Annotated in this window: 27 protein-coding genes; 8 read left to right on the plus strand and 19 right to left on the minus strand. The window is 44.3% G+C overall.

The genetic code is table 11. The features are described 5' to 3' along the window. The 10 genes from ypeB to M4I42_RS02920 form a co-directional block, all read right to left on the minus strand. A partial coding sequence (gene ypeB, locus M4I42_RS02875) for a germination protein YpeB (RefSeq protein ID WP_268850744.1) occupies positions 1-1,343 on the minus strand: 1,343 nt, incomplete at its 3' end. Positions 1,344-1,360: 17 nt separating this feature from the next. Further along, positions 1,361-2,164 (minus strand): spore cortex-lytic enzyme, encoded by an 804-nt coding sequence (gene sleB / locus M4I42_RS02880; RefSeq protein ID WP_268850745.1) that lies wholly within the window; start codon positions 2,162-2,164, stop codon positions 1,361-1,363. A 185-nt stretch (positions 2,165-2,349) separates the two neighbouring features. Next, positions 2,350-3,117: a sulfite exporter TauE/SafE family protein gene (locus M4I42_RS02885; protein ID WP_268850746.1), complete on the minus strand. Its 768-nt coding sequence runs from the start codon at positions 3,115-3,117 to the stop codon at positions 2,350-2,352. Between the two features lie 119 nt (positions 3,118-3,236). Then, positions 3,237-3,911, minus strand: a complete 675-nt coding sequence (gene prsW / locus M4I42_RS02890) for a glutamic-type intramembrane protease PrsW (RefSeq protein WP_268850747.1) — start codon at positions 3,909-3,911, stop codon at positions 3,237-3,239. Positions 3,912-4,040: 129 nt separating this feature from the next. After that, positions 4,041-5,021: a YpdA family putative bacillithiol disulfide reductase gene (locus M4I42_RS02895; protein WP_268850748.1), complete on the minus strand. Its 981-nt coding sequence runs from the start codon at positions 5,019-5,021 to the stop codon at positions 4,041-4,043. A gap of 67 nt (positions 5,022-5,088) precedes the next feature. Further along, entirely contained in the window at positions 5,089-6,366 is a 1,278-nt protein-coding gene (locus tag M4I42_RS02900) for a Glu/Leu/Phe/Val family dehydrogenase (RefSeq protein ID WP_268850749.1), read from the minus strand. 248 nt (positions 6,367-6,614) lie between these two features. Then, the gene (locus M4I42_RS02905; protein WP_268850750.1) at positions 6,615-7,208 is read right to left on the minus strand and encodes a genetic competence negative regulator; all 594 of its coding nucleotides are present in this window, start codon (positions 7,206-7,208) and stop codon (positions 6,615-6,617) included. Between the two features lie 123 nt (positions 7,209-7,331). Continuing rightward, the gene (locus M4I42_RS02910; RefSeq protein ID WP_268850751.1) at positions 7,332-8,159 is read right to left on the minus strand and encodes a MerR family transcriptional regulator; all 828 of its coding nucleotides are present in this window, start codon (positions 8,157-8,159) and stop codon (positions 7,332-7,334) included. Beyond that, a complete protein-coding gene (locus M4I42_RS02915) occupies positions 8,140-8,919 on the minus strand; it encodes a metallophosphoesterase (protein WP_268850752.1) in 780 nt (259 codons plus the stop codon). The genes M4I42_RS02910 and M4I42_RS02915 overlap by 20 nt, the downstream gene beginning before the upstream one ends. Before the next feature lie 8 nt (positions 8,920-8,927). Next, entirely contained in the window at positions 8,928-9,323 is a 396-nt protein-coding gene (locus tag M4I42_RS02920; RefSeq protein WP_268850753.1) for a hypothetical protein, read from the minus strand. A gap of 104 nt (positions 9,324-9,427) precedes the next feature. Between M4I42_RS02920 and M4I42_RS02925 the strand changes: the two genes are divergently transcribed. Genes M4I42_RS02925 through M4I42_RS02935 form a run of 3 tightly spaced genes read left to right on the plus strand, consistent with a single transcriptional unit; the run spans position 9,428 to position 10,500 of the window. Continuing rightward, entirely contained in the window at positions 9,428-9,655 is a 228-nt protein-coding gene (locus tag M4I42_RS02925) for a spore coat associated protein CotJA (protein ID WP_268850754.1), read from the plus strand. Continuing rightward, positions 9,652-9,912 (plus strand): spore coat protein CotJB, encoded by a 261-nt coding sequence (locus M4I42_RS02930; protein WP_268850755.1) that lies wholly within the window; start codon positions 9,652-9,654, stop codon positions 9,910-9,912. Before M4I42_RS02925 ends, M4I42_RS02930 begins: the two co-directional genes overlap by 4 nt. Before the next feature lie 18 nt (positions 9,913-9,930). Further along, positions 9,931-10,500, plus strand: coding sequence for a manganese catalase family protein (locus M4I42_RS02935; RefSeq protein ID WP_268850756.1), 570 nt, complete (start codon positions 9,931-9,933; stop codon positions 10,498-10,500). Positions 10,501-10,531: 31 nt separating this feature from the next. On the opposite strand, the gene M4I42_RS02940 is transcribed toward M4I42_RS02935, so the two are convergent. The 5 genes from M4I42_RS02940 to M4I42_RS02960 all read right to left on the minus strand — a co-directional run bounded on the left by M4I42_RS02940 (position 10,532) and on the right by M4I42_RS02960 (position 14,823). Further along, a complete protein-coding gene (locus M4I42_RS02940; protein WP_268850757.1) occupies positions 10,532-10,978 on the minus strand; it encodes a YpbF family protein in 447 nt (148 codons plus the stop codon). Positions 10,979-11,065: 87 nt separating this feature from the next. Next, entirely contained in the window at positions 11,066-11,737 is a 672-nt protein-coding gene (locus M4I42_RS02945) for a LysM peptidoglycan-binding domain-containing protein (protein ID WP_268850758.1), read from the minus strand. After that, positions 11,734-12,324 (minus strand): CPBP family intramembrane glutamic endopeptidase, encoded by a 591-nt coding sequence (locus M4I42_RS02950; RefSeq protein ID WP_268850759.1) that lies wholly within the window; start codon positions 12,322-12,324, stop codon positions 11,734-11,736. Before M4I42_RS02950 ends, M4I42_RS02945 begins: the two co-directional genes overlap by 4 nt. Next, the gene (locus M4I42_RS02955) at positions 12,294-13,832 is read right to left on the minus strand and encodes a RecQ family ATP-dependent DNA helicase (RefSeq protein ID WP_442864068.1); all 1,539 of its coding nucleotides are present in this window, start codon (positions 13,830-13,832) and stop codon (positions 12,294-12,296) included. The genes M4I42_RS02950 and M4I42_RS02955 overlap by 31 nt, the downstream gene beginning before the upstream one ends. Beyond that, on the minus strand, positions 13,771-14,823 hold the full coding sequence (locus M4I42_RS02960; RefSeq protein ID WP_268850761.1) for a helix-turn-helix domain-containing protein: 1,053 nt from the start codon (positions 14,821-14,823) through the stop codon (positions 13,771-13,773). Before M4I42_RS02960 ends, M4I42_RS02955 begins: the two co-directional genes overlap by 62 nt. 230 nt (positions 14,824-15,053) lie before the next feature. On the opposite strand from M4I42_RS02960, the gene M4I42_RS02965 reads away from it, so the two are divergent. From M4I42_RS02965 to serA, 3 genes are all read left to right on the plus strand, one after another. Next, entirely contained in the window at positions 15,054-15,302 is a 249-nt protein-coding gene (locus M4I42_RS02965; RefSeq protein ID WP_181554223.1) for a ferredoxin, read from the plus strand. A gap of 105 nt (positions 15,303-15,407) precedes the next feature. Further along, a complete protein-coding gene (locus M4I42_RS02970; protein WP_268850762.1) occupies positions 15,408-15,911 on the plus strand; it encodes an inorganic diphosphatase in 504 nt (167 codons plus the stop codon). A gap of 173 nt (positions 15,912-16,084) precedes the next feature. Continuing rightward, positions 16,085-17,659, plus strand: a complete 1,575-nt coding sequence (serA, locus tag M4I42_RS02975; protein WP_268850763.1) for a phosphoglycerate dehydrogenase — start codon at positions 16,085-16,087, stop codon at positions 17,657-17,659. A gap of 40 nt (positions 17,660-17,699) precedes the next feature. On the opposite strand, the gene M4I42_RS02980 is transcribed toward serA, so the two are convergent. Both M4I42_RS02980 and M4I42_RS02985 read right to left on the minus strand, forming a co-directional pair. Beyond that, on the minus strand, positions 17,700-18,512 hold the full coding sequence (locus tag M4I42_RS02980; RefSeq protein WP_268850764.1) for a histidinol-phosphatase: 813 nt from the start codon (positions 18,510-18,512) through the stop codon (positions 17,700-17,702). A 244-nt stretch (positions 18,513-18,756) separates the two neighbouring features. Further along, positions 18,757-19,065: a hypothetical protein gene (locus tag M4I42_RS02985; RefSeq protein WP_268850765.1), complete on the minus strand. Its 309-nt coding sequence runs from the start codon at positions 19,063-19,065 to the stop codon at positions 18,757-18,759. A gap of 126 nt (positions 19,066-19,191) precedes the next feature. Here M4I42_RS02985 and dcm point away from each other — a divergent pair, with 126 nt between their 5' ends. Beyond that, positions 19,192-20,187 carry a DNA (cytosine-5-)-methyltransferase gene (gene dcm, locus M4I42_RS02990; protein WP_268850766.1) on the plus strand — a complete coding sequence of 332 codons (996 nt, stop codon included), beginning with the start codon at positions 19,192-19,194 and terminating at the stop codon, positions 20,185-20,187. Then, on the plus strand, positions 20,174-21,349 hold the full coding sequence (locus M4I42_RS02995) for a type II restriction endonuclease (protein WP_268850767.1): 1,176 nt from the start codon (positions 20,174-20,176) through the stop codon (positions 21,347-21,349). The genes dcm and M4I42_RS02995 overlap by 14 nt, the downstream gene beginning before the upstream one ends. Before the next feature lie 55 nt (positions 21,350-21,404). On the opposite strand, the gene M4I42_RS03000 is transcribed toward M4I42_RS02995, so the two are convergent. Both M4I42_RS03000 and sigX read right to left on the minus strand, forming a co-directional pair. After that, the gene (locus tag M4I42_RS03000; RefSeq protein ID WP_268850768.1) at positions 21,405-22,523 is read right to left on the minus strand and encodes a UDP-glucose 6-dehydrogenase; all 1,119 of its coding nucleotides are present in this window, start codon (positions 22,521-22,523) and stop codon (positions 21,405-21,407) included. Continuing rightward, entirely contained in the window at positions 22,501-23,049 is a 549-nt protein-coding gene (sigX, locus tag M4I42_RS03005; protein WP_268850769.1) for an RNA polymerase sigma factor SigX, read from the minus strand. Before sigX ends, M4I42_RS03000 begins: the two co-directional genes overlap by 23 nt. Positions 23,050-23,067: the final 18 nt, after the last annotated feature.

A 23,067-nucleotide genomic window follows, 5' to 3' on the forward strand; every position in this document is an offset into this window, starting at 1 on the left:
CATTCGTATGTGCGTTCAACATTTTGCATTTTGTCGACTTTTTCTTCCATGCCAGTTTGCGTATTAATAAAAATTTGATACGTATCGTCTCCTAATGTGCCTAAAAACTCATAGCAAAGCACTTCTTGATTGAGGTCGTTCGTAATGACGGATTGCCGTTCTTCCATCACTTTTACGTTCGGATTCAGCTTCGCCCTTGCTTGTGCGAGCGAAAGCGCTGGCTTTGGAAACTGGTGAATCGGCGGAGACGCTAAGTAGTCGCGGGCGGAAAAGCCGACAATCGTTCCATCGTCGAGCGCAACTTTCATTTTAATCGCCTCTGGATAAATGCGAATCCCTTTTTCGTTCGTCACAAACGTCAATACTGCGACGTTATCATATTGTGCGCTGTCATAAAGCTCAAGATTCGTAAAACGATGTTTCTTTAAAAATTCCATTCCTTTGATGCCCGCCTCATACAAGCTAATTGCTTGTTTTTTGATCGGGCGATTGTCCATCACCCAAATCGGATAGCCACCTTTTTCCGTAATGTCCATATACGTTTCCGTTTTCGTTTTCGGATCGTAAATCGTTAAACTGTAAAAACGCTCGTCGGCCCCTTTGCCGCTACGAACGATTTTGATCGTTTCCGTTCCTTTTAGCCCTAAAAACGACTTCGCGACGTCTTTCGCTTCTCTTTTCGTGATTCGTTTCCCTTGCGCTCGAATAAATCCTTTTTCTCGGTTTGTGATCGTGGTAAACGTCGGCGCAAAGTTCGCTCCCTCGGAAAACGATTGAACATCGTTTTCGACCGCTTTAAATCCATCAATGATCGTATTGTCGTTCGGACGGTTGTTCGTCGCTAAGGCGAGCTCGACATCCATCCAGCGCAAATGGTTTTTTAACACTAAATGCTGCACGTTGCGAAGCTCGTTTTGAATATCTGCCGCTTTTTGGTAAAGTGTCTTCAATGTTTTATATTCTTCTTTTGTGAGCGGTTCTTTATCTAAATCGCGAACAGCGGTGCGGTAGCTGAACGCACCGATTTGCGACAAAAATTGCTGCGTTTTATTAAAAGGAAGAAGCGAGAGTGGCAGCTGCCCAACATCGGAATGCGCTTCGGCGGCGATGCGCCATACTTCGGCAAGCGCCGGCGATAAGGATGTTCTTGAATTCATCGCGAGCGTTGTGCCGATTTGGTCGTGCAACAAATCGATTTTGTACGTTAAATCGTGAAACGCCCGCTGATAATTATTTTCGGCATGTACTAAAATCGCGTTTTTTTCTTGGTGCTCGCGATACCCCCAATACGCCGTTCCGACAATGCCAAGCGACAAAAAACCAATAAGCAACACCCGTAACATATTGACCACCTTCCTTTTTATTTGGAAAAAATATGCTTTCCGATTCGCTTAATTTGCGGCCGGCTCCAAATCCACCCGTTCGTTGCTGTATCCGGGTTAAAGTAGTAAATCGCCCCACCCGAAGGATCCCAACCGTTAATCGCATCAAGCACCGCTTTTTTCGCTGTTTCATTCGGCGTCAGCCAAATTTGTCCGTCAGCGACCGCTGTAAACGCTCCTGGTTGGAAAATAACGCCGGCAATACTATCTGGAAACGACGGATGCTCGAGGCGGTTTAAAATGACCGCCGCCACCGCCACTTGCCCAATGTAAGGCTCCCCGCGCGCTTCGCCGTATACTGCGTTTGCCATCAATTGAATATCATTTTGCGAAAATCCTTTTGGAATGTTTGTCGCTGTCACCTTTCTAGACGATGCAGCTTTTTGGTTTCGGCTCCCTTTTCGTTCCACCTGTTCGCTGAGCGGTTTGCCGCCGTAATGAGTAAACGAATTACCGTTTCGAATTTGCTCTTTCACAAATGATTCATAATATTTCGATACTTTTACGAGCTTTGCTTTCGTACTTTCACCGGCTAAACCGTCCACCGGAAGGCCAAATCGATATTGAAAATTGCGAAGCGCCCAATATGTACTCCAGCCGAAAACGCCATCAATTTTTCCATTGTAAAATCCGATATATTGTAACCGCGCCTGCAATTCAATGACATCATCACCAACCGCTCCGCGTTGAATCACTTGATTCGAAAACGCATGCGCTTCCTTTGCTGGCCATTCATATACTAGTAAACAAACAAGTAAACATGCAACGATTCGCCAACTCATGTCTTATCCCTCCTTCAACAATATCATCTGTATTTTTCGCCTAAATTTCCTTTTTATACATACGAAAAGCAAGGGAAATGACGATCTAGAGCTTCAAAATTTTCTTACCTTTCAACAAAAAACCGATGCACGTCTCGCCTAAAGCAAGACATCCATCGGTTTCATTGGATGAAGTTATTGGCCATTTAAGATATTAGTTTTATACCGCTAATAATGATAATCCCTGCAATTACCGTGCGGAGAGGTTTAGTGGGAACTTTAGCGGACAAAGTGCTGCCAATAAGCACACCAGGAATCGATCCGACTAAAAGATTTCCCACTAAAGCATAGTTTACACTCCCCGCATTCGCATGAAGCAACCCAGCAACAGATACTAATAGAAACGCGTGGGCAATATCCGTTCCAACTAATTCAGAAGCATTTAAGCGATAAAGATATAACATCGCGAGAGCAAATAACGATCCTGATCCAATCGAAGTCAACCCGACAATGAATCCAAAAACAGCACCAATAGCGATAGTTAATCCGCGTTTTTCTTCGATCGTTTTTAATTGCCAACGATTAGGTCTCAGCTTCTCATCAAAAAACGTACGAATTAAAATAGCGATTGAAACTAAAATAAGCACATACCCAAGCGCATGTTTAATAATCTGTTCTTGGTTATGAAATTCAGCCTCAAAAACACGTAGCATCCCAATCGCAGCAACAGCACTCGGAATACTTCCAATCGCGAGGTATTTCACTAGCTGAAAATTAATCGTTTTTTGCCTCCAATGTTGAATGACTCCGAATAACTTTGTAACGGAATTATAGACAAGGTCCGTTCCCACTGCAATCGATGGCTGGATCCCTATCATTACAAGAATAGGGGTTAAAAGCGCTGCTCCTCCTACACCTGTCAAACCGACTAAAAAGCCTACGAGCAATCCCATCATTGCCACACCAATACTCATTGTTTTTCCCCTTTCTTTATATCCTACTAAATATATATGAATTATAGTATTTAACCACCTGTTTGTAAACGATTTTTTCTAAATTTTTTCACTTTTGAAGCGATATAAAAAGCCAAGCTTTACGCTTGGCTTTTTATGGAAGGAATAGCAACTCGAGCATCGATTCCCTTCGCTTGTTTCACTTTTCGCAATGCGATCCACCATAACATGAGCATGAACGGCACCATATAATACGCCCATTTTTCTTGCGTGAGCAAAATAACATCGTACGTGCCGTGCAAAAAAACTGGCAATAGAAAAGACAATACTAAATAAAGCTGTCTTCTTCCTTGAAATTTTGCCTTTCCCAGGTAAAAGCCCATCATCACCGCAAAAAGGGCGTGACTGGAAACAGGTAAAAGCGCCCTTGTGACAGCAAACTCGACACCGTTAGCAAACAAATAAAGAATATTTTCAAGTGTGGCAAACCCGAGCGACACGCTGGCGCTATAAACGATGCCGTCATACGGTTCATCGAACTCCGGATGGTCAAAGATAAAAAAATAAACGACAAACCACTTCACAAACTCTTCTAACAACCCAGAAGAAAAAAACGCTTGCGCCCAGTCGGACGTGACAACTCCCTCTAGCTTTAGGACGTGCTGAATAAACATAATCGGAAACACGAGAATCGCGCCAAAAACAAAGACACGCAACACGAGCGACAGCGGCTCGGCTTCATATTCATCTTTTAAATAAAAATAGCTGAGCAATGCTAACCCAGGTGCAATGCCGGCAGAAATAATCGCAAACATACAAATCCCCGTTTCCGTTTGTTTATTCTATGATACCATATGAGTATCTTCATTGAGAATGACCTTTTCGTGCCGTTCATGGAGGGAAACAATACTCCAGAATTATAAAAAGATATCGCAAAAAGCCGATTAGCGCGGATTGGCTTTTTCCCGCTTCACGATGCAAGCGGCAATTTGTTCTCCGTGAAAACGGCCATTTTCAATAAAAATTTCATTGGCGTTATTGCCAGCGGCAATGACACCAGCGATAAAAATGCCTGGAACGTTCGTTTCCATCGTTTCTGGATTATAAACTGGTCGGCCCGTTTCCGCCTCAATGTCAACGCCCATCGTTTTTAAAAAGTCGTGGTCAGGGTGATATCCTGTCATCGCAAACACAAAATCGTTCTTTATTGATTTCACTTCATCGCCAACTCGATAAATAACCGCATCTTCTGTAATTTCTTGTACGCGCGCATTAAATTCCATTTGAATGACCCCTTGGCGCACGAGCGCATCAAATTCCGGCAAAATCCACGGTTTAATGCTTGGAGAGTACGCGCTTCCGCGATACAATACGGTCACGCGTGCACCTGCTTTTACTAATTCAAGCGCAGCGTCAACGCTTGAATTTTTCCCGCCGATAACGACACAATCCGTATTGTAAAACGGATGGCCTTCTTTAAAATAGTGCGTCACTTTCGGCAAGTCTTCGCCGGGTACGTTCATATAGTTTGGATGATCGTAATAGCCGGTCGCAACAATGACGTACTTCGCTCGATACTCCCCTTTTGTCGTTTTCACGAAAAACGTACCGTCTGTTTGTTTCGTGACTTGTTCTACTTTTTCAAACGTTTGGACGCGAATTTGTTTTCGTGTCACCACTTCGCGATAATAGACAAGCGCTTCATTCCGTTTCGGTTTGCGACGCTCGGAAATAAACGGCACCCCACCGATTTCTAGCCGGTCGCTCGTGCTAAAAAACGTTTGGTGCGTCGGATAGCGGTAAAGCGAATGAACAATATTACCTTTTTCTATGACAAGCGGCTGATAGCCGACATCTTGCAGAGCAATCGCCGCCGCAAGCCCGCACGGTCCTCCGCCAACGATAATGATTGGTTCGTATTTCAAGATGATTCCCCCTCATAACAAAAATCCCCTACCGTAACATGATAGGGGATTTTATCGTCGATTGCAATTAAATCCAACCGCGGAAACGGCACGCTTCGGCCATTTTGCGGACGCCGACCATGTATGCGGCAAGGCGCATGTCGACACGGCGAGTTTGCGCTGTTTCGTACACGTTGTTGAACGCTTTCACCATCACTTTTTCTAACTTTTCTTCGACTTCTTCTTCCGACCAGTAATAGCCTTGATTGTTTTGCACCCACTCGAAATACGATACCGTTACACCTCCAGCGCTAGCTAATACGTCTGGAACGATTAAAATGCCGCGCTGCGTTAAAATTTCCGTCGCTTCAAGCGTCGTCGGACCGTTCGCCGCTTCCACGACGATTTTCGCCTTAATGTTGTGGGCGTTTTCTTCCGTAATTTGGTTTTCAATCGCTGCCGGAACTAAAATATCGCACTCAAGTTCGAGCAATTCTTTATTCGTAATTGTATTTTTAAACAGCTTCGTGACCGTTCCGAAGCTGTCACGGCGATCAAGCAAGTAGTCAATATCCAACCCGTTCGGATCATAAAGCGCACCATACGCATCAGAAATACCGATGACTTTCGCGCCGGCATCGTGCATAAACTTCGCCAAATAGCTGCCGGCATTTCCGAACCCTTGAACGACGACGCGAGCTCCTTCCAATTCAATGCCCCGCTTTTTCGCCGCTTCGCGAATGCAAATCGTTACCCCTTTGGCTGTTGCCGTTTCACGACCGTGTGATCCACCCAACACAAGCGGTTTTCCAGTAATAAATCCAGGCGAGTTAAACTCGTCAATGCGGCTATATTCATCCATCATCCATGCCATAATTTGCGAGTTCGTGAACACATCTGGCGCCGGAATGTCTTTCGTCGGGCCGACGATTTGGCTGATTGCGCGGACATAGCCGCGGCTGAGTCGCTCTAATTCACGGAATGACATGTTACGTGGATCGCAAACGATCCCGCCTTTTCCCCCGCCGTATGGCAAATCAACAATGCCGCATTTTAAGCTCATCCAAATCGATAGCGCTTTCACTTCGCGTTCTGTCACATTTGGATGGAAACGAATGCCCCCTTTCGTTGGTCCAACCGCATCGTTATGTTGGGCACGGTAGCCGGTAAAAATTTTCACAGTACCGTCATCCATGCGTATAGGAATTTTCACTGTCAGCATGCGAATCGGTTCTTTCAATAACTCGTATACCTCTTCTGGATATCCGAGCTTTTCCAACGCTCTATGTATGACGATTTGCGTTGCTTTTAAAACGTCGTGCTTCTCTTCATGCTTTTCCTCGCTCGTATGCTTGTCGGCTACCATACGTAAACCTCCCATACAAATCACTTTATATGATATTGTCCACCTTTCATGTCATAGTATACACCTTCCGTTTGGTTATGCAAAGCAAAAAAATCAATTTTTTTGCCGTTTTTTCGCTTTTGTAACCGTTTACATCGTTTTCACATCAATGAATGTATCATTTTTCCTTTTATTATACATGTATGAATAATGTTTTCTAAAAAAACAAAAAATCAGGTCCTTTTGCGAAAGAACCTGATTGAAAAAAATTAGCGGGCAGGAAAATAGCGAACAAGCTGCTCAATTGCGCGATCGTCCATTAGTTTTTTTCCATATTCCGCCACACGATGAATCGTGATCGTTGCCGGACTGCCGAACTCCGCCAAAATGGCGATAAAATCATCGGTCGCAATCGGCGGTTCTTCGGATACGTACAAGTAAAAGCGGCCGTTGTACGAATACAGCGTGCCGTCTGCGCAGCCGATTGTCGACAGACGATGAGCTAACTGAATTACATCTTCAAACGTTTGAAATTCGTAAAATATATCTTCACTCTCATCGAGCGTGACTTGCATTTCGATATAGTCGTCATCAGCGAACTCCTCGTCGACGTCAAAATTTTGGTCTTCGCTCGTTACGATCACAACCATTCCCTGTGCCGGTAAAGAGTAGACTTCCACCGCAATCGAACCGTTCACTTCAAAGCCGAGTTCTTCGCTTGCTTCCTCGATCATGTCACGAAATAATTGCTGCACCTTAAACGTGTCTTTCCATAAATCGTCTTTTGTCAAGCCGCGATCCATTAAATCGTCAAACGTGAGGAAAATTTTAATTTTGTTGTGGGTTAAGCGTTCTAGACGCATCAACACCCCTCCTTACCTACACAGCCATCTTCTTATGTTCATTGTATGAAAAAAACTGTAAATGGTTCTATTGTTATTATTGAGTTTACATCGTTTTGGGCCATTTAGACAAGCATAATATGCTTACAAATGCAGTTTTTTCTCCCATTCCGCTTGCGTCTTTCCGATATAACGCGGATGGGGTTCGGTCCCTTTTCCGACCAAACCGAGCGAAACGTTAGAAGCGCGTTGCTCAATCGCTGATAGCCATTGTTTCCCCTCGGTTGTCGTTACATCACACGCGAGCAAAAGAAACGACGGCCGAGTTTGCTCGATGGCCGCTAGTACATCCACTTCGGCCACGCACTCTCCAATGTAAAACACGTGAGAACCTTTTAGACAAAGATAGATGGAAACTAAAAGCAGTGGTAACGAATCGTTCTCCCCCGGCCCTACAACGACAAAAACGTTCTTGTCAGCAGAAACCGTTGAAAACGTCATAAGCATCATGCTCAGTTTAGCGGCTAAAAGCGAACGAACAAACTGGCGGTGAGCATTCGTCAACGTTCCGGTACGTTCCCATTGATCAAGATTAGCGAGAAACGCTGGAAACAATTCGCCGACGACTTTCTCTAAACGATAGACGCTCATCCATTGATCCCACAGTTGTTGCAACTGCCGAGCATCAAATGAAGCAGCAGCCGGAAGACACGCCGTGAAACGCTCGTCCGCCTCTGCGCGCTCCCTTTCTGTTTCCAACAGTGCAACCGCTTGACGAACCGTTAGCCCTTCTTTCGTTTTGGCAACAATTTTTTGTAATAATTGTACTTGTTCATCTGTATATAGGCGATGGCCGGATTCGCTTCGCTGCGGAGCGATCATCTGATAACGACGCTCCCACATTCTTAGTGTTCCTGCCGGAATCCCTACCATCGCAGACACCGCTTTAATGTTATACTTCCCTTTTGTCATCGCACTGCTTCCTCCGACGAATCGTAATTAAGTTTGTTTCTGCTGGAACGCCGAAGCGAAGCGGCACGTTCGTCGTTCCGTAGCCATTGCTAATCAACACCGTTGTGCCATTCACTTGTTTTACGCCGCCTTTTTCATATAACCCGAAGCGCCCGAGACGAATTTGTCCGCCGTGCGTATGGCCGCTCAACACAAGAGAAATCCGGTGCTCTGGCCGAATCATTCGGACAATGGCCGGATTATGGCAAACGACAATACGAAACGCTGCTTCATCTATATCCGATAACGCCAAATCCAAGCGGGCGCGCCGTTTGCTAATATCATCGACGCCGATCAATGCTACTTTTTCGCCGGTTTCCGATTCAAACATCGCCACACTATTATCTAATACGCGAACCCCTTCCTGCCATAACAGCGCATCGAGCTCACGGTAGTCCGCCTCATAATCGTTATTTCCCCAGACAAAATAGACGGGGCCGATTTGCTTTAACCGGCGAATATTTTCTTTTACGCGCGCAAACGGAACGCCTTTTTCCATTAAATCCCCGCCAATCACGACGAGGTCTGCGGTTCCTTTGAGGCGCTCGATCATTTTTTCGGATACGCTCCGCCGATGAATATCGGAAATAAAAAAGATGGTCAACGCCCGAACGCTTTCCGGAAAATCAGGTAATGCCACCTCGACGGAAACGACGCGGTTTCGGTGCGCTTCCCACCACATATAACTAAGCAAACATAATAAACTAGCCGCAACCCACATAATGCCTCCTACAAAAGCTTTTTATAGCGGCGACTGCCCGCCAAATCTATCGATATGATACCATAGACAACGGAAAAAATGAAAAATAATAGCGCAAGCCGCGCATTGAGTTGGAATAGCCAGTAAAAGGGAGCGATGAGCGCAAAACTAGCCACCCACTCCCACCAACGAACCGGTTGCCGAAGCATGAGCCGAATCGATCCCTCCAATAAAGTACGAACGACGGCCGCATTCGCCAAAAACCCTACAAAAAAACAAACCATCGCTAAAAATGAACGGAGTGGATGGAACGTAAAATCGGTAATAAAATTGACCCACACAAACGGGGTGACTACGGGCGCCCATGCAATCATTAAGTATCCACACACGCTTCCGACAAGCAGCAAAACGAGCTGGCGACGCATCGAATCCCTCCTTTTCTTTACATGTATTCAACGAAAAAGAAAGGCATGAATCAAAAAAAGAGTCATAAACATAAACTGAAGTTCGATTGCAAAGGAGGGGTATCGTGTTTACGACGCGCAAACAATATGAACCGTACGTTAGCCCGTTTGATCCGTGCGTGCCGATTCACGTCAAAACGTACGTCACGCCACCGAATCTTTATATCCCTTTTCAGCCAAGCAATTTGCCGCAATTTCCACTCCACGAAGCATTGAAAAAAGGGACGCTTTGGAAAGTGTTTTACGACCCGTATTACAGTCCGTATGAAATGAAAAAAGGTGATGGCTCATGAAGCAAATGCCGAAAGAATATTATGAATTACTTGAACAACTGCAGATGGTTGATTTTGCGCTAGTCGACTTAACGCTTTATCTTGATACGCACCCGAACGATTATCAAGCAATCCAACAATTTAACCAGCTTGCCCAGCAACGGAAACAGTTAAAAAAGCAGTACGAAACGACGTACGGTCCTCTCCAACAATACGGGAACAGTTATTCGAACTACCCTTGGAATTGGAACGAAACGCCGTGGCCATGGCAAGTATAAGATCGGGGAGGAAGCAACATGTGGATTTATGAAAAAAAACTGCAATATCCGGTGCGCGTCAGCACATGCAATCCGAAGCTAGCGAAATATTTGATCGAGCAGTACGGTGGCGCCGACGGTGAGCTGGCAGCCGCGCTCCGCTACTTAAACCAACGCTATTCAATTCCCGATAAAGTAATTGGGTTGCTGACGGACATCGGTACGGAAGAGTTCGCCCATTTGGAAATGATTGCAACGATGGTGTATAAGTTGACAAAAGATGCCACTCCTGAACAGCTGAAAGCAGCCGGATTAGACGCTCATTACGTCAATCACGACAACGCCCTTTTTTATCATAATGCTGGCGGCGTGCCGTTTACGGCAACTTACATTCAGGCAAAAGGCGATCCGATCGCCGACTTATATGAAGATATCGCTGCCGAAGAAAAGGCGCGCGCGACGTATCAATGGATTATTAATATGAGCGACGATCCTGATTTAAACGACGGGCTTCGCTTTTTGCGGGAACGGGAAATTATCCATGCGCAACGTTTCCGCGAAGCAGTGGAACTGTTAAAAGAGGAGCGTGACCGAAAAAAAATTTTTTAGGGGGCGGAAATAGCTGAATGACGGAGCGCATTCAGCTATTTTCATAAAATAAGTTAATATCGTATTCCGTTTTCATGATGGTGAACCATTGATGCCGTTTATTCCATTCGTCTTCATTTCGCCATAAATCTGCGCTTTTTTGAATAATTTCGCAACGAAGGGCATGAAATTCCTCCTCCGCTTTGTCGCACTTTTTTTTGTAAAACAAAATTCCCCAGTACGCCGTCACCAATAGTAGCAAAATAAACATGTGCTCGAATCGACTGAAAAACACCACGATCATCGAAGAAACGGTGGCATAAGGAAAAACGATCTTCCAAATGATATAACTGAAAAATGCCATGCATCCGGCGCTCGTCATAACCTGCAGCGCCCTCACCTTTGTTTTCAATTGATCCCATTTTTCTTTTTTCTCAATAACTCCAAGCAACATTTGCTTTGTCACTTCATCCGTCAATTCCGAAAGCCACTCATTCACTGCGACCGTTCTCCTTTATGTCGTCTTTACTTCCACCATATGTACAAGCGCCACCAATTAGAACAAAAAAGAGACGTCGTCGTCCCTTTATTTTGTCAAATCGATCAGCGGAATTTGCAATACTTGTCCTTTATACAACTGCGCCGTTTCTAAATGATTCCATTTTTTAATAATGTCCATTCCGTCTTTTGTTTCGTAATAATGCATTGCAATGCTAAACAGCGTTTCATTTTCTTGCACGACGTGGGTAATCACTTGTTGTTCACTGGAAGCCGCATTGGAACGAGAAACCGACATTTGGTTGTCGACTGTTTTCGCCCTCGAAGCCGTCGCTAGTTCCGATTCCATTTCTGATGATTGCGCCGGAGAAGCGGTTGTTTCCGAAATGTTTTCTCGTGATGGTGCTGAAGACGACGTTGGTTCCGAGGCGTTTTCTCGTAATGGCGCTGAAGACGGTGTTGGTTTGTTTTCGATATCAATCGGCTCGTAGCTACCATTTTGTTTTACCGGCACGACAGCTGGTTTGTCGTTCGTGTAATAAATGCCTAAAATGGCGAACGGCAACAAAATAAAAAAGAGTGCCAATAGCCGGATGAGCGGATATTTGATTTTCCATTTCATTTTCGTTTTTGTTTCTTTTGCTTTATGCACCTCGCTGCGCGGTGGGAGCGATAACACATCCGGCTCTTGCTTGTTCTGACCTTCGATTTGTTTGCGCAGCTGTTCTGCTTGGTCATGCGTGCGGTTCACAATGTTCACCTCATTTTTCCTGATGCTTTTCGCAAATAGTCAAGGCGAATGTGGACGGCTAGGACAAAATCAATCAGAAAATGGGCAAAAATCGTTACCCAAAGGCTTCCCGTCACATCGTATAAATAACCGAGGAAAAAACTTATCAACACTACCATTGAAAATAAAAACCATTTCGTTAAATAGCGAACATGCAAAAGAGCAAAAATAGCACTCGCCACAAATAGCCCGAAATGCGTTTGCAACACGCCGCGAAACAGCCATTCTTCGCTAAAAGCAATGAAAGCACATAACCAAATAAGATGCGGAAACGAGCGAGTTTGAAATAGTTTTTCGTTAATGCCGCCATCGTCATACCATGATTCCGGCAAATAGCGCATCATAAGAAAATCAAGCGCTAGCACAAAAAGCGCCCCGCCGCCCCCGTATAAGACAACTTCTCGAAAATCGAAGCGCCACATCTGCCGAACTGTTGTCCAATCAAGAAGAAATGCGCCGATGAGGGCGGAAGCGACTAGCAGCAATAACTGCGTAACATATAAATGAAGCAATACTTCCCGGTCGCTCATCGATTGGATTTGTTCCCTTTGATCCATGTGTATTCCTCATTCCGAAAGATTCGTTTCAGCTCTTCTTCCCAGCCGCAAAACGTCCATGCTGGCTCGTCATGCCGCTTTAAACGGTAGCTTTCAAGTGAAAACGTGCAACGGTCGCAACAGTTTTCTGGCTTGTTAGTCAGCGACTGGTGAAAATACGAAACAATTTGTTCGCGGCGGCACGATGGCCGAAATAAAAATAAGCGCATTTGTTCCAGTTTCTTTCGCTTCCACTTCCTTCTCCTATCGATTGCCTCTCGCAGATTAGCGACGATTTCTTCTGCTGTATGCGCGCTAGCTTCTTTTTCGAATAGATATTGCAACAGTCGCCATTGCACATCGCTTATTCCTAACATTGAACGCAGCGCTGATGATCCATGTTCCACAAACAGCCGAATTTGTTCTTCTGTCGGCAATTCGGCCTCTATAAGCGATTGTACCATGTCTTCATCGCCATGAGTATACAGTAAAATCGCAAGGCTGTTTTTCCCATCGCGACCAGCTCGTCCGATTTCTTGCACGTATGCTTCCATTTGTCCAGGCAAATGAAAATGGAGGACGTACCGGACGTTTTCCTTATTCACTCCCATGCCGAATGCGTTCGTGCAACAAACGATTTGTAGCTGATCACATAAAAACTGCTGCTGAACGAGCATGCGCTGTTCCGGATCCATCCCGCCGTGATAATACGCAACACCTTCCATCCCCTCTGCCTGTAGTTTCCGTGCGAGCGTTTCTGCCCACTGCCGACTCGACACGTAAATGATCCCAGGCCCTTGTAACGTTTTGGCGTAATAAAGCAACCGCTCTAGTTTTTCGTCTGCTGAAGCCACACATTCCACTTGAATGGCAATATTCTGCCGATCCACCGGATAAATGTGCTTGCGAACGTTCGTCAATTGCAACGTTTCAATCACGTCGTTCATTACTTCCGGCGTTGCCGTCGCCGTTAACGCCAAGCAAGGTGGATGACCTAGTTGCGCACGAATCATGCCTAGTTTGAGAAAATCGGGACGAAAATCAGGCCCCCATTGTGAAATACAGTGCGCTTCATCGACAACAAACAATGCGATAGCTGCTTTTTTGAGCGCCTGCAACCAAAGCGGAGACTGCAAAATTTCCGGAGAGGCATAAATAAAGCGGAAGTACCGCAAATTCGCTAACGCCGCTTTTTTCATCTCATCGGGTAAAAAACTGTTTAATGCGATGACTCGCTTTTCTCCTCGCATTCTCAGCTGTTGCACTTGATCTTCCATGAGCGAAACGAGCGGTGAAACAATTAAAACGTTCCCCCCCAAAACGTAGCCAGGTAACTGATAACAAATTGACTTTCCCCCGCCTGTCGGCAACATCGCCAACACATCATATTTTCCGAGGACATCTTCAATAATTTCTTTTTGTCCTAAACGAAACGTACGGTAGCCGAACGTTTTTTCTAAAAGCTGTTCAAGATGCACGAAGCTCCCCTGCCTTTGCCAATACGAGGCGAATTTCAAAATAGCTGACATGATGGCCGACCGCATCGCGAATCTTTTTTAATTGCCTTGTGCCAAGCCGCGTTGCTTCTTTCATAATCATGCGCCTCGTTTCTTCCGCAACGAACGGCTCAATCGAAAATTCACGTACGTTAGCGGCAATTTCCACGATATGGTCTTCGATCGTATTCCGCTTTAATTTTCGGATTCGCGCAATTTCCGCAATCGTTTTTCCTTTCTGCAACCATTCGTACGTTTTTTGCGCGGATAACGTTAACGAAACAGGCTTCACTAAATCTTTGACAAACTCATGCAAAACAGGGAACAAATGCGACTCACGTTCGATCCTTTTCATCATATAGTGTAGTAGATGCTGAAACATAAGCTGAATGTAAAGCGGGTCTTTCCGAAAAAATAGCGCAATTTGTTCATTCGTCCAGCCGATTCGTTCAAAGCTTGTCAGTCTTAATGTGAAGATCGTTGCTTCTTCTTCTGGCAGCGACGAGCAAAGGGCATGAAGCTCTTGATAAAGCGCCTGTGCCAAGTCGTGGGCCGGTTTCGTTTGTGATAAAAAATATTTCTTCACCCATGCCAATGTTGCTTCATGTCGGTGAATCGGCGCAAATTTATAGCGATGCACGAGGTTCGACAGCGTCTGCACCGCTAAAGACAACCGATACCAAAAAAGCGTATCGACCGCATGATAGAAAGAGCCGTTCAAATGAGCAAAAAAACGGGCGGACGGAAGCCACTGCTCGAGCTCTCTTCTTCCCGCTTCTGTTAACATGTACGATCGTTCATCGATCGAAACGATCCATTTTTGCATCAAAAGTTCCTGAGCTGTTTGTTCCAGCTCAAGAAGCGAAATCGTTTTGCATACGCCAAATACGTGCTCTAGCTGAAACCATTTGCTGTCTTGCAACGTTTGGGCTGATTTTTTCCCAGAAAGCAAGTGGTAGACGGCCGCGAGCGAACGCTCCCCGTTGAAGCGATGCAAGCAATATAAAAGCAAATATGGCAGCAAACGTTTTCCTCCTTTTTTCGCGCATATATATTGATTTTATCAAAAGTTTAAGCGCGTTTAAACTTATACCGAATCGGAGAAACTATCACCGTGCCGCTATGAAAGCCATTCTCACTTGACTTTTCTATTGAAAAGTTTGTCAAAGCGCTTTATTATAGGAATAGGGAAGGTGTTCTCTATTACATAACACGCAGCCATATGGTTGCAAATTCATTGGGGAGGTTTTTTTCATGCCAAAGTATACAATCGTTGACAAAGAAACTTGTATTGCCTGTGGTGCTTGTGGAGCCGCTGCTCCAGATATTTACGACTACGATGATGAAGGCATCGCATATGTGACGCTTGACGACAACCAAGGAATCGTCGAAGTGCCGGATATTTTAATCGATGACATGATGGACGCATTCGAAGGTTGCCCAACAGATTCGATTAAAGTTGCTGATGAGCCATTCGATGGTGATCCAAACAAATTTGAATAAGAAAATCCCCCTCTTGTTCTCACAAGAGGGGTTTTATGTTGCTAGCTTTTGTCAACCTATTTTATAATAAAGAAGTATACATATCAGTTAAGGAGGAAAATGACGGTGGCTTTTGAAAACAAAGTGGTAGAAGCGTTTATTGAAATTCCGACAGGAAGCCAAAACAAATACGAATTCGATAAAGAGCGCGGCATTTTCAAGCTCGACCGTGTGTTATTTTCACCGATGTTTTATCCAGCAGAGTACGGCTATTTAGAAAATACGCTTGCGCTTGACGGCGACCCGCTTGACATTTTAGTCATCACGACAAATCCGACATTCCCCGGCTGCGTCATCGACACGCGCGTCATCGGTTATTTAAATATGGTCGACAGCGGCGAAGAGGATGCAAAATTGATCGGTGTGCCGGTGGAAGATCCTCGCTTCGACGAAATTCGCAGCATCGAAGACCTTCCGCAGCATAAATTAAAAGAAATCGCCCACTTCTTTGAGCGCTATAAAGATCTACAAGGCAAGAAAACAGAAATCGGCACATGGGAAGGCCCGGAAGCAGCGGCGAAGCTTATCGACGAGTGCATCGCCCGCTATAATGAAGCAAAAAATAAATAACACAAAAAACCAAGTGGACATCTGTTCACTTGGTTTTTTTGACCAAAATCCGAACATTTTTGTTAAAAACGCTTACATTTGTATGACTTCTTCTGATTTCATTGACAGACGCTAGTTCCTATGATAAATTATCAGAAATTTAAAATTGTTGTTTCAGAAAGGAGTGTATCATCTTGTTCCGCATTTTAGTGTCTGATTCGATGAGCGAGGAAGGTTTGGCTCCTCTACGAAAATCCGAACAAATTGAAGTCGTACAAAAAAAGGTCACGGAAGTCGAAGACTGCCTGCATGAATTTGATGCATTACTCGTGCGCAGTGCAACAAAAGTTACCGAAGAATTGCTGCAAAAAATGCCGAATTTAAAAATTGTCGGCCGCGCTGGTGTCGGCGTGGATAACATTGACGTCGATGCCGCAACACGACATGGTGTCGTCGTTATTAACGCGCCAAACGGCAACACGATTTCGACGGCTGAACATACGTTTGCGATGATGGCCGCCCTTGTTCGCCGCATTCCGCAAGCACACATTTCCGTCAAATCGCGGGAATGGAACCGCAACGCGTTTGTCGGAAACGAGCTATACGGTAAGCATTTAGGTATTATCGGCTTTGGCCGCATCGGCTCAGAAGTAGCGAAACGGGCGCGCGCGTTCGGCATGAAAGTGCATGTGTACGATCCGTTTTTAACAAAAGAGCGGGCAGAAAAGCTTGGTGTTTCCGTCTGTACACTTGATGAAGTGCTGGCGCTTTCCGATATCATTACGGTACATACGCCGCTGACAAAAGAAACGAAAGGGTTGCTGGGCGAAAAAAATCTCGCCAAAACGAAAAAAGGTGTCTACCTACTGAACTGTGCCCGCGGCGGCATTATTGATGAACAGGCACTTGTTAAATTTTTAGAAAACGGACACGTTGCCGGTGCTGCGCTTGACGTGTTTGAAAAAGAACCGTTAGGTGATCATCCGCTTCTTTCCTTTGACAACGTGATTGTCACACCACATCTTGGGGCTTCAACGGTCGAAGCGCAGCTGAACGTCGCCGCGCAAGTGGCGGAAGAAGTGTTGCAATTTTTAGAAGGAAAACCAGTCACATCGTCGATCAACTTGCCGACGTTATCGAAAGATGTGTACGCGAAAATTCAATCATTCTATAACCTTGCGAAAAAAATGGGCATTCTCGCTTCGCAATTTATGAATATTCCTGTGCAAGAAATTACGGTTACGTATGCTGGGACAGTCGCTGATTTAGAAACGACATACATTACACGCAGCTTGCTCGCAGGCTTCCTAAAACCGCGCGTGGCATCGACGGTTAACGAAGTAAATGCGGCGATGGTCGCAAAAGAGCGCGGCATTACGTTCGGCGAAAAGTTTTCTGACGAAACGCACGGCTATGCGAACTGCATTTCGTTAACGGTATATGGCGAAAACAAAGTGTTTACGATGAAAGGAACGCACATTCCAAATTACGGCGACCGCATCGTTCAGTTTGATGGATTTTCGATCGACTTCGCACCGGAAGGATACCTCCTTTATATTCAACATCACGACAAACCAGGAATGATCGGAAAAGTCGGTAACGTATTAGGCGCCCACGATGTCAACATCGCGACGATGCAAGTCGGCCGTCAGCAAGCCGGCGGAAAAGCGATTATGATGCTTTCGTTAGACAAGCCGCTCGATGAGGAGCTGTTAGAGAAACTGATTGAAATCGGGGATATTGAAACCGCCAAAAAATTAGAAGTATAAAAAATAAAAAGGAATGGGCAACCCCATTCCTTTTTCATTTTTATCCTAGCGGTACTGCTTTTCGCTCGCCTTTATGGAATGTCATTAGCTCGGTATAGCCAACTTCTTTCGCAAGGGCAATGGCCTTGTCAAAATCAGCACCGACATGTTCTGGCACGTGGGCATCGGACGAAAGCACGATTGGAATCTTTTTATCGTAGCACATTTGCAGCAGCCGCTTGTCTGGATATAGCTCTCCTACCGGCTTGCGCAGCCCTGCGGTGCTAATTTCGACGCACGTCTTCGAATTGGCAAGCGCCGTCGTCGCTCGGTCGTACTGTTCAAGCAAAAACTCTTCATCTTCTGGAACGTATTTAAAAATTTTCACTAAGTCCAAATGACCAATAATGTCAAACAAATTCGACTCCGCTAACGTCACAACTTGGTCAAAATATTTGCGGTATGTATCATATAAATCTCGCCGCTCCCATTCTTTCCGATATTCTGCCAAATCAATGCCAAAATCATCGACCCAATGAATCGAGCCAATGACGTAATCAAAATCGTACGCGCGAATAAATTCAGCCATTTCCTCATGTTTTCCTGGCGTATAATCCATTTCCACCGACATTTTCACATCAATTCCTGCATCCCACGCTTCATGGAATAAACGGACATAGTCAGCCATGTCGTAGTAACGACGCTCTTCCACCCACGGATTGGAAAGAATGTTTTTCGTTTGGTAAAAATGATACGCATGTTCCGAAATACCAAAGTGTTGAATCCCTTTTCGCGCCGCCTCGTTTGTAAATTGTTTTAAATAATCGAGCGTCAGCGTTCCCCGCTCTAAATGGTTATGATAGTCTGTGAGCATTGTAATCTCCTCCCCGCTATGTTTTTCTTCTCATTATATCTATTAATAAGCGGGAGGACAATCACTTTCATGAATTTTCAAAATGTTAATTGGCAAGCCCGATCATAAATAATAAGCGAATGCACACGACCATCCCTGCCACCGCAAGCAACCGTTTCACCACATCTTCCATCGCTTCGTTCCTCCCTTTCGTGATATCAGCCATATATGTATTATGTGAAAAAAGGAACGATTAGAACTGGTTTTATTCGACGGGAGTTCGTGGTAATTCGCTAAAATATTTAATCTGTATATTTTCTATTTTGGCGATCTCCAGCAATAGCTTTTCATCAAATTCATCTTCTAACGGTTTTTCAAGGAAAATGATGTCAATTTTATTTGACGATGAGTGAAGTAATTCATAAAACTCACTTCTCTCCGCATATTGATCGATAAATACACCTTTTATAACATTGTCCGTTTCTAATTGTCGAATGAAGTCATTTATGAACGCAATTACTTCTTCTATTTTTTGGTTTACCTTCATTTGATAATAAATTGCGATTGTTGCCACTTGTATCAACCCTCTCTGTTAGGGTATTGCCAAAGTAGGCTATAATATTTTAACACTTCAACAACCACTCAACAACAAAATTTGCTATAATGAACCTAGGACAAATGTTCGAGGGAGGTGTTCCATTTGTTATATCGGTTTATTGATCTTTTTGCTGGTATCGGAGGTATGCGACTTGCTTTCGAACCATATGGTATTTGTGTATTTTCATCTGAGTGGGATATAAAGGCACAGGAAACGTATATAGCTAATTTTGGCGAGAAACCGCATGGAGATATCAGAAAGATTGATGTAAAAGATATTCCTGACCACGATATTTTGTTAGCCGGTTTCCCGTGTCAACCATTCTCTATTGCGGGTGTCAGCAAAAAAAAATCATTGGGGAAACCGCACGGCTTTCTCGATGAAACACAAGGAACATTGTTTTTTGATATTGCACGTATCCTAAAAGAAAAACAACCGCAAGCGTTTTTGTTAGAAAATGTAAAAAACCTTAAGAGCCATGATAAAGGTAGAACATACCGAATCATAAAAAATGTGTTAGAGTACGAATTAGGTTATACAGTGTACGATGCGGTATTAAATGCAAAAGGACTTGTCCCACAAAATCGCGAACGTATCTATATTGTCGGCTTTAAAAAGCCCATCAAATTTGAATTTCCTAAAATCCCCGAAAAAGGACCTGCGCTTCGTACGATTTTAGAAGAAAATGTAGAAGATAAATATACTTTATCAGATAAACTATGGGAATATCTTCAATCATATAAAGAGAAACACGCTAAAAAAGGCAACGGATTTGGATATGGACTAGCTGATCTTAACTCTTACAGCAGGACATTATCTGCTCGATACTATAAAGACGGAAGCGAAATTTTAATTCCTCAAAAAGGGAAAAATCCTAGGAGATTGACTCCACGAGAATGCGCTCGTTTACAAGGTTTTCCAGAAACATTCAAGATTGTAGTTAGCAATACCGCTGCATATAAACAGTTTGGAAATAGCGTTGCTGTTCCCGTCGTGAAATTAATCGCAGAAAAAATGATCCAAGCTATCGAGAAGGATGAAATGATCGAAAACAATCTGAATGTGAAAGAGGGAAAGATCGAATATGCAACAAAATAATTCCGAAAAACTGATGAGTGCAATTGGAGCGGCCAAGAAGTTTGGTCGCTTTTATTGCAAAATAATTTCTGCTAATGACGCCGATTTGACAGGAGCCCACCAAGCAGGTATTTACATCGCAAAACAAGCTTGGCATATCTTTTTTGAGGAAAAAGGGAGAAAAGGGGAGAATAAAGATAAATTTATAAAAGTCTATATTGAAGGTTATATTCCGTTTGAAAGCCGCGTCATTTACTATGGTAAGGGAACGCGAAATGAATATAGGCTTACCAGGTTTTGGAATCAATCACCTTTCCATAAAGAAGAGCAAGTCGGAAATTTAATCATCTTTATTCCGGTTGACCATGAGAATTTTAAAGTTTGGATTTTAGACACAGAAGAAGAGATTGAACTATTTTTGAATACATTTTCTTTATCAATTATGGAAAATCATGCAGTATACGATGAGGGGACGATAAAAGATATTGACTTATCTGCAAAACTAGAGCAAGAGATTGAGAAAGTTTCTGCTTTATTTAATGATTTTCCTGAAACGATTCAACTTGCTGAAACAGCAAGAAAAGTGCATAAATGCGTATATAAGAAAAAAGCATTTTCACCTGACCATATCCTCCTAGAGTGGGTGAAAACGGAATATAATGTATTTAGGGCGATTGAAAAAAATGTATATAAAGACTATCTAACAAAGCCTTTCAATGATTTGGAAACGCTTATTACCGTTGCAAACAGTGTGTTAAATAGAAGAAAAAGCCGAGCTGGAAAATCTTTAGAGCATCATGTAGATTTTTTGCTAACTTCCTATAACATTCCATTTAGCCATCCAGGCAAATCGGAAGGAAATAAAAAACCGGATTTTTTATTTCCCTCAAATGATGCATATGCAAATTTTTCATTTCCTGAAACAGATTTAATCTTCTTAGGAGTAAAAACTACTTGCAAAGATCGATGGAGACAAATACTTAACGAAGCGGACAGGATAAAAGAAAAACACTTATTAACGCTTCAACAAGGGATATCTCCAAACCAATTAGATGAAATGGCAGCAGAAAAAGTAATTCTAGTCGTTCCAAAACCGTATCATTCATTTTATCCAGCAGCATATCAGCACAGACTATGGACCATTGAGAAATTTATACAGTTTGCTGAAGAAAAGTATAGTTGAGAAAAAATAGCAAAGAAACAGGTGCCACAAAAGTGGTGGGGCACCTGTCGAACGGTTAGTGGGCCGGCACCGGATTCGGTGCGACGGGCACCTCGATTTTTTCGTTGAACCGGTACGGTCCGATATGATCGACGCTTCCGCCGGTAAACGTGACCGACCGAAAACGAAATTCTTTCGCCGTCAACAAGATCGCCTCGAGCATCCATTGCGATATAGCGGAATCAGAAAACGACGAGTCAGCGGCAAATTGAACAACGAGGCCGTCGTTTTGTTTTTGGACGGAGGCAATATGCACTTCTTTCGCAATCGATGGACGGAACAGATCGCCGGTCACATGTTGCATGCTGTAAAGCGCTTCTTCAATCGTCGCAAACTCCTGTAATGACGGCGCTAAAAACAGCGGATAAGAGTGATCCAGCTGGTAAAAATAATACGCTCGCTTTTTCGGCGAAATGGTCATCGCTTCAAGATGGCCGGTATTCGGTAAATCAATGCCTTTTTTCGTGTCCGTAAAAAATTGCACGCTCGTTCCTCCTAGCCAGCGGACCGTTTCTTCTACGCTCGCGAGAAACATCGTTTCGCCCGTAGAACCGCTTGAAAAAACCGGATGGGTTTTCGGAAGGCGAACGATCCACACGTCCGGATGATCAACGGCAGCGGAAAGTCCTACCCCGTCAAACCAGCGGCTGTCCAGTCCCCATTCCGCAAGTTGCGATTTCGCCGCTTCTATTTGCTTGTCGCGCGCGATTTGTTCGTTTGCTACAAAGCTAATGGGAATGATCGTCTGAGCGCTTTTATCTGGGAGACCGAAAACGACCGCTTTTCCGCTCATGATGACACGGGAAGAAACAGCAGCCGCTTGATCTGCTTGCAGCGTCCTATTTTGTTCCGGCGCTGATTCTTTCGCCTTCATCGTGATGGACATTTTCGGCTGTTGCTCTTTGCTGCTTTCATTCGTAGGTGAGGAAGAATAAAGCGATACACTGATCACAACAAATAGGCAGGCGGCTGCTAGCGAAACGACCGTTGGAACGATGCGCGTGCTGCGTTGCTTGCTTGTTGAAGTGAACTCGATGTGCCGGTAAATCGCTTCTTTCGAACGGCGATCCTTCACCTGTGGCATTTGCTTCAATAGCGATTGAATCTCTTCCTCATTCCATCGGGATTTTCTCATGATGCCAACCTCCCTTCGCTGCTTCTTCCTCCATTTGCTGCCTGAGCCGTTTTAACGCCCGGTGCTGCGTCGTTTTCACTTTGCTTTCCGTCCAGCCAAGCGCTTCGGCCGTTTCCGCTACCGACAGTCCTTGAATAAACCGAAGCACGACGACAAGTCGCTGATCAATGGTACAACCGCCTAAGCAGCGGTACATGAGCTGAATTTCTTCGTTTTGAACAGCGATCTCCTCTGGCAACGGGCTAGGATCGTGCAGCGGCTGTACTGTCCAGTCGAACGTTTTCATGATTTTGTAGCGCCAACTTCTTTGCTTGCGAAAAAAATCAATCGCGACATGCTTCGCAATCGACAACAGCCACGTCTTTTCGCTGCTTCTCCCTTCAAACCGATCGTACGAGCGCAATACTTTCATATATACTTCTTGAACAAGGTCTTCCGCCTGTTCTCGATTTCGTACCATATAAAATAAAAACTGAAACAAATCTTGATGATATTTTTCGTACAGTTCATCGAAAATGGAGTCCATCCATTCCCCTCCCGTTCT

The organism is Anoxybacillus sp. J5B_2022 (assembly GCF_026847645.1).
Taxonomy (GTDB): domain Bacteria; phylum Bacillota; class Bacilli; order Bacillales; family Anoxybacillaceae; genus Anoxybacteroides.